Below are 7,118 nucleotides of genomic sequence, written 5' to 3'. Positions count from 1 at the left end.
CCCGTCCTTGCCCCGCACCGCGACGCTCGTGCCGTCCCCGGCAATCAGGATATCGGGCTGGCGCACCGACAGGCCCCAGGCGAGGGACACCAGCAGCACCAGGCCACCGGACCAGCGCAAGGGCGTTCGCAACAGCCCCATCATGATGATGCCGAGGCTTGCCGCCATCAACGGCGCGATGCCGAAAGCTGGAATGCGGCCGACTGCGCCCGGCAGAGCCGCCACCCAGCGCGACACCGCGACCATCCAGTCGATACCGATCCCCATCAGCCACCAGAACACGCCGTCGAGCCCGAAGGGCGCTGCAATCAGTCCCAGCAGCCCCGCCGGCATCACCAGTGCCGAGACCACCGGCATCGCGCCGAGATTGGCGAGCACGCCGTAAGGCGTGACACGATGGAAGTGGAAGGCAGCATAGGGCGTCGTCGCGAGCCCCGCGATCAGCGAGGCCAGGAACAGCATCGCGATCTCGCGGCCGCCCCACAGCGCGACACGCGCCGTTGCCGAATGTTCGGGCGAGGCGAACAGGTTCGGCATGCCGATCTGCACCAGCGCGACGAGCCCGAGCGTTGCCGCAAATGACATTTGAAAACTCGGATGCACCAGCGCTTCGGGCGCGACCGCGAGCACGATCAGCGCCGCCACCGCCAGCGTGCGGAAGGTGATGGCGCGGCGATCGACCATGACCGCGATCAGCACAACCGCCGTCATGAAGAACGAGCGTTGCGTCGCGACTTCTGCGCCTGACAGCAGCAAATAGAACGCAGCCGCGACCAGCGCGGCGGCCGCCGACCATTTCTTGATGGCGAAGCCCGCCGCCAGACCCGGGATCAGCGCCAGCAGCGCCCGCACCGCGAAGAACACGACACCGGCGACGACGGCCATGTGGTAGCCGGAGATCGACAGTACATGGCCGAGCCCCGAGACGAACATAGCGTCGTTGACGGGGGCGCTGATGGCATCGCGCCGTCCGGTGAGCAGTGCCGTTGCGATCGCGCGATTGTCGCCCTTGAGCGTCGCGCGGATGCGTGCGTCGATCGCATCGCGCAGGCCCTGCATGAACGCGGCATAGCGCAGCCGCAAGCCGCCGGCCTCCGGCGGCACCGACGCCGCGATCGTTCCCATCACGAAGCCGGAGGCGCCGATGCCTTGAAAATACATGTCCCGGGAGAAGTCGTAGCTGCCGGGCCGCACCGGCGAGATCGGCGGCATCAGCCGCGCCTTCAGCTGCACGAAGCTGCCGACTTCCGGCGCCGTCCCCTTGCGCACCGACAGACGCACGCGCTCCAGCTTGACGTCGCTGCGCTGCGCCTCCATCGCGCTGACGCGCAGCACGAAACGGTCCGTGCGCTCGCGGATGTCGCGTGCTTCCACGAAACCCGAGAGCGACACCGAATAGAGCGGCTTGGCCAGCACGGGATGAGCAACGCGCGCCGTCTTCCAGGTCGCGATGGCAAAGCCGGCAGCGAGCGCTGCGATCATGATCGCGGGGGCGAACAGCCGGCTGCGCCGGAGCAGCACCGCGCCGAACATGAGCGCGGCAGCCGTCGCCGCGACGACCCAGAGCACCGGCTCATGATCGGCGGCGAAATAGAGCGCGATGCCGCCCCCGAAGGCGACGGGCACCCACGGCAGCAGGCGCCCCGGACCGGCTTCCGCGCGCGCCCAGCCGCGCAATGTCTCGACGATCGCGGGCCAGAGGCCAAAGCCAACAGGTGCAAGGCCGCCAGCCGGCGTGGCGCGGCCGAGCGGCCACGTCCCGGCAACTCCCTGGGAGCGTATTGGCCGGACCGGCTCCGCCATTCCCCTGCACCTTACGATACGCGACAGGTGCAGAGGCTACCGGACCGTGCGGATGTGCGAATAGGGTACGGATCAGGAACAGTCGGTGCAGCGCCCTACTTTACTTTGACTCTGGGCAAGGCCACCGAAGCCTTGGCCGACAGTCCGAATGACGATGTCGTATCGTCTCGCGTCAGATCAGCGGCGCCTTCGACGAGGCGTGGTGATTGACGATTTTCCACTCGCCGTCCTCGCGGGTGATGACCCAGCTCATCTTGACGACCAGATCGGGACGTTCGCCGGCAAGATCGAACGTGATGGTGGCGCCCATGTTGATCAGATCAGGGCCTGCTTGCGCTGCGTACACCTCGGAGAAGGTCGCGCTCGGCTTGCGCCAGCGCGGCAGGCCGTTGAAGTAATCGGCAACGCCGTCCCGGCCCCGATAGAGCTTGGGATTGGAGCCGAAGAAGAACGCGTTCTTCGAATACAGCGACGACAGCGCCGCAGCGTCGAGCATTGCGAAGCCGGCGCACCATTTCGCGATGATGGCTGAAACGATGTTGTCGGCTTCGCTGCTCATTGCTGTCCCCTAGCCCTTGGCGACTTCCTTGGCGAACGTGTCGCGCAAGCCGATCGTCCGCGAGAACACCGGTTTGCCCGGCGTCGAGTCCTTGTCGCGCACGAAATAGCCCTGGCGCTCGAACTGCATCGGCTCGGTGGAATTGCTCTCCGCAACGGAAGCCTCGATCCGCGCGTCGGACAGGATCTCGAGCGAGTTCGGATTGAGATCGGCCGCAAAGTTCGAAGCGTCCGGGCTTGGATTGGAGAACAGCTGGTTGTAGATACGGATCTCCGCCGCTTTGGAAGCCGCCGCCGGCAGCCAGTGCATGGTCGCCTTGACCTTGCGGCCATCGGGCGCGTTGCCGCCCTTGGTTGCGGGGTCGTAGGTGCAGCGCAGCTCCACCACCTCACCCGCGTCGTTCTTGATCACGCCGGTGCACTTGACGAAATAGGCATAGCGCAGCCGCACCTCGTTGCCAGGCGACAGGCGGAAGAACTTCTTCGGCGGGTTCTCCAGGAAGTCGTCCTGCTCGATATAGAGCTCGCGGCCGAACGTGATCTTGCGCGTGCCGGCCGAGGGATCATCAGGATGATTGATCGCCTCGAGCTCCTCGGTCTGCCCTTCCGGATAGTTCTCGATCACCACTTTCAGCGGCTTCAACACGGCCATGCGCCGCTGCGCCTTGCGGTTCAGCTCCTCGCGAATACAGAACTCCAGCATGCCGACGTCGACCACGCTGTTGGCCTTGGCCACACCGATGCGCTTGACGAATTCGCGCAGCGCAGCCGGCGGCACGCCACGGCGGCGCATCCCCGCCACGGTCGGCATGCGCGGATCGTCCCAGCCCGCGACATGGCCGTCGCGGACGAGCTGGGTCAGCACACGCTTCGACAGCAGCGTGTAGGTCAGGTTCAGCCGCGCGAATTCGTACTGATGCGGTTCGGACGGCACCGGCAACTTCTCGATGAACCAGTCATAGAGCGGCCGGTGATCCTCGAACTCCAGCGTGCAGATCGAATGCGTGATGCCTTCGATCGCGTCCGACTGGCCATGCGCGTAGTCGTAGCTCGGATAAATGCTCCATTTGGTGCCGGTGCGCGGATGATGCGCATGCAGGATCCGATACAGCACGGGATCGCGCAGATTGATGTTGCCCGCGGCCATGTCGATCTTGGCCCGCAACACGCGCGCGCCGTTCGGGAATTCACCGGCCTTCATGCGGCGGAACAGGTCCAGGTTCTCCTCCACCGCGCGATCGCGGAAGGGCGAGTTCCTGCCGGGCTCGGTCAGCGTGCCGCGCGAGAGGCGGATCTCCTCCTGGGTCTGATCGTCCACATAGGCGAGCCCGTCGCGGATCAGTTGCTCCGCCCATTCGTACAGGCGATCGAAATAGTCCGAGGCGAAGAACAGGTTTTTGCCCCAGTCGAAGCCGAGCCAGCGCACGTCGGCCTGGATGGAATCGATATATTCCTGCTCTTCCTTGACCGGGTTGGTGTCGTCGAAGCGCAGATGGCAGCGGCCCGGAAACTCCTGCGCGATGCCGAAATTGAGCGCGATCGACTTGGCGTGGCCGATATGCAGATAGCCGTTCGGCTCCGGCGGGAACCGGGTCACGATTTCCTTGTACTTGCCCTGCTCGAGGTCGGCCTGGATGATGTCACGAATGAAATCGCGCCCAACCTCAGCTGCCACCGGTTCTGTCATTACGAAAATCCTGTAGGGAAATCAGCGGACCTTCTGCCAAATTCGCGTGGCTGAGCCAAGGGCTAAGCAAGGCCTGCCAGATCCGCCGCCGGAGGCTTTAGTTATGCCCCGGTCCTGCTATACACCACCGCCTCCAATGCATAGGCCCTGCCAAGAATGACCGATTCCGTCGTCACCCGCTTTGCCCCCTCGCCGACCGGCTTCCTCCATATCGGGGGCGCCCGCACGGCGCTGTTCAACTGGCTCTATGCGAAGAAGCACGGCGGCAAGATGCTGCTGCGGATCGAGGACACCGACCGGGAGCGCTCCACCGAGGCCGCGATCGGCGCCATCCTCGACGGGCTCAAATGGCTGGAGCTCGGCTGGGACGGCGAGGTCATCTACCAGTTCGCCCGCGCCGCCCGCCACCGCGAGGTCGCCGAGCAGCTGCTCGCCGAGGGCAAGGCCTATCGCTGCTACGCCACCGCCGAGGAGCTCGCCGCCATGCGCGAGAAGGCTCGCGCCGAAGGCCGCACCCGCCTCTATGACGGCATGTGGCGCGACCGCGACCCGGCCACGGCGCCAGGCGACGTCAAGCCGACGATCCGCCTGCGCGCGCCCCAGACCGGCGAGACCGTGATCGAGGACCAGGTCCAGGGCCGCGTCGTCTGGCAGAACGAGAACCTCGACGACCTCGTGCTGTTACGCGGCGATGGCAACCCGACCTACATGCTCGCGGTGGTGGTCGACGACCACGACATGGGCGTCACCCACGTCATCCGCGGCGACGACCATCTGATCAACGCCGCCCGCCAGAAGCAGATCTATGATGCGATGGGCTGGGCGCTGCCGAGCATGTCCCACATCCCCCTCATCCACGGTCCGGATGGCTCGAAGCTTTCGAAGCGCCATGGCGCACTGGGCGTCGATGCTTATCGCGCCATGGGATACCTGCCGGCGGCGCTGCGCAATTATCTGGTCCGGCTCGGCTGGAGCCATGGCGACCAGGAGATCTTCTCGACCGAGGAGATGATCGCGGCGTTCGACCTCGCAAGCGTCGGCCGGGCCGCAGCGCGGTTCGATTTCGCCAAGCTGGAGAACCTCAACGGTCACTACATCCGCAACGCCGACGATCAATCACTCGTGAAGATGTTCGAGGATGTGCTCGACCACGTCGTGCCTGCCCGCGACGAGATCAAGGCCAAGCTGAACGACACCACGCGAGCGCAGTTGCTCAAGGCCATGCCGGCCCTGAAGGAGCGCGCCAAGACGCTGATCGAGCTGATCGACGGCGCCTATTTCATCTTCGCCGACCGGCCGCTGCAGCTCGATGCCAAGGCGCAGGCGCTGCTGACAGCAGAGAACCGCAAGCTGATCGGCCAGCTTCATTCCGCGCTGGAGAAAGTCGAGACCTGGAGCGGCGCCAGCACGGAGGCTGCGCTGCGCGCCTTCGCCGAGGAAAATAGTCTCAAGCTCGGCGCGGTCGCCCAACCCTTGCGGGCCGCGCTGACCGGACGGACGACATCGCCTGGTATATTTGAGGTTTTGGACGTCCTCGGACGCCAGGAGAGCCTCACCCGGCTTAAAGATCAGTCTACGACGTAAGTAGGCCATGGCTGCCATGATCTTGCAGCGCACACAGCAATAATATACCCATCTCCCCCGTACATTCTGGAACATCCGGCCTGCCCCCATGATCTTCCCAGGGGCCTCCGGCTCCGGCCCGTTTCACCACACATCGGGGACCTACGATGGACGCAAAACCAAGCAACAAGACCGCCACACTGACGGTCGGAAACAAGAACTACGATCTTCCGATCCTCAGCGGCAGCGTCGGGCCTGATGTCATCGATATCGGCAAGCTCTACGGCCAGTCCGGCCTGTTCACCTACGATCCGGGCTTCACCTCGACTGCGAGCTGCCAGTCCAAGATCACCTATATCGACGGTGATGCGGGCGTCCTGGAATATCGCGGCTACCCGATCGAGCAGCTCGCCGAGCACGGCGACTTCCTGGAGACCTGCTATCTCCTGCTCTACGGGAATCTGCCGACCGCCGCGCAGAAGAAGGATTTCGACCATCGCGTGACCCATCACACGATGGTGCACGAGCAGATGGCCCGCTTCTTCCAGGGCTTCCGCCGCGACGCCCATCCGATGGCGATCATGGTTGCGGCCGTCGGCGCGCTCGCCGCCTTCTATCACGACTCGACGGACATCAACGATCCGAAGCAGCGCATGATCGCTTCCATGCGCATGATTGCGAAGATCCCGACCTTGGCGGCGATGGCCTACAAGTACACGGTCGGCCAGCCCTTCATCTACCCGAAGAACTCGCTGGGCTTTGCCGAGAACTTCCTGAACATGTGCTTCGCGGTGCCCTGCGAGGACTATAAGGTCAGCCCGGTGCTCGCCGACGCGCTGGAGAAGATCTTCATCCTGCACGCCGATCACGAGCAGAACGCCTCGACCTCGACGGTGCGCATCGCCGGCTCCTCCGGCGCCAACCCGTTCGCCTGCATCGCAGCGGGCATCGCCTGCCTCTGGGGCCCGGCGCATGGCGGCGCCAACGAAGCCGCGCTCAACATGCTCTACGGCATCGGCACGGTCGACAAGATCCCCGAATTCATCGCCAAGGTGAAGGACAAGAATTCCGAAGTCCGCCTGATGGGCTTCGGGCACCGCGTCTACAAGAACTACGATCCGCGCGCCAAGATCATGCAGAAGATGTGTCACGCCGTGCTCAAGGAGACCGGCCATGGCGACGATCCGATGCTGAAGGTCGCGCTGGAGCTCGAGAAGATCGCGCTCAGCGATCAGTACTTCATCGACCGCAAGCTCTACCCGAACGTCGACTTCTATTCGGGCATTACGCTGAAGGCGATGGGCTTCCCGGTCTCGATGTTCACCGTGCTGTTCGCGGTCGCCCGCACCGTCGGCTGGATCAGCCAGTGGAGCGAGATGATCGAGGATCCGCAGCAGAAGATCGGCCGTCCGCGCCAGCTCTACACCGGCGTCGCCAAGCGCGACTATGTGCCGATCAACGATCGCAAGTAAGTTCGGACGATAGGTCCGACAAAACGGCGCCATCG

Annotated in this window: 5 protein-coding genes; 2 read left to right on the top strand and 3 right to left on the bottom strand. The window is 64.6% G+C overall.

What is annotated here, in order from left to right:
• The 3 genes from SE91_RS13605 to SE91_RS13595 form a co-directional block, all read right to left on the bottom strand.
• The coding region (locus SE91_RS13605; protein ID WP_061847942.1) for a ComEC/Rec2 family competence protein at positions 1–1,803 on the bottom strand (1,803 nt) is incomplete at its 3' end.
• A 172-nt stretch (positions 1,804–1,975) separates the two neighbouring features.
• Entirely contained in the window at positions 1,976–2,362 is a 387-nt protein-coding gene (locus SE91_RS13600) for a YybH family protein (protein WP_061847941.1), read from the bottom strand.
• Between the two features lie 9 nt (positions 2,363–2,371).
• Positions 2,372–4,048 carry a glutamine--tRNA ligase/YqeY domain fusion protein gene (locus SE91_RS13595; protein ID WP_061847940.1) on the bottom strand — a complete coding sequence of 559 codons (1,677 nt, stop codon included), beginning with the start codon at positions 4,046–4,048 and terminating at the stop codon, positions 2,372–2,374.
• A 156-nt stretch (positions 4,049–4,204) separates the two neighbouring features.
• On the opposite strand from SE91_RS13595, the gene gltX reads away from it, so the two are divergent.
• On the top strand, positions 4,205–5,632 hold the full coding sequence (gene gltX / locus SE91_RS13590) for a glutamate--tRNA ligase (RefSeq protein WP_061847939.1): 1,428 nt from the start codon (positions 4,205–4,207) through the stop codon (positions 5,630–5,632).
• A 146-nt stretch (positions 5,633–5,778) separates the two neighbouring features.
• The gene (gltA, locus tag SE91_RS13585) at positions 5,779–7,083 is read left to right on the top strand and encodes a citrate synthase (protein WP_008547451.1); all 1,305 of its coding nucleotides are present in this window, start codon (positions 5,779–5,781) and stop codon (positions 7,081–7,083) included.
• Positions 7,084–7,118: the final 35 nt, after the last annotated feature.

The organism is Bradyrhizobium sp. DOA1 (genome assembly GCF_001593325.1).
GTDB lineage: Bacteria > Pseudomonadota > Alphaproteobacteria > Rhizobiales > Xanthobacteraceae > Bradyrhizobium.
Note: the sequence above shows the minus strand (reverse complement) of the source record. Positions and strands in the feature narration are given on the sequence as shown.

What these genes read in the sequence shown, in the direction of transcription:
- SE91_RS13595 (WP_061847940.1), bottom strand. Translation starts at nt 4,048, where the DNA reads ATGACAGAACCGGTGGCAGCTGAGGTTGGGCGCGATTTCATTCGTGAC.
- SE91_RS13600 (WP_061847941.1), bottom strand. Translation starts at nt 2,362, where the DNA reads ATGAGCAGCGAAGCCGACAACATCGTTTCAGCCATCATCGCGAAATGG.
- gltA (WP_008547451.1), top strand. Translation starts at nt 5,779, where the DNA reads ATGGACGCAAAACCAAGCAACAAGACCGCCACACTGACGGTCGGAAAC.
- gltX (WP_061847939.1), top strand. Translation starts at nt 4,205, where the DNA reads ATGACCGATTCCGTCGTCACCCGCTTTGCCCCCTCGCCGACCGGCTTC.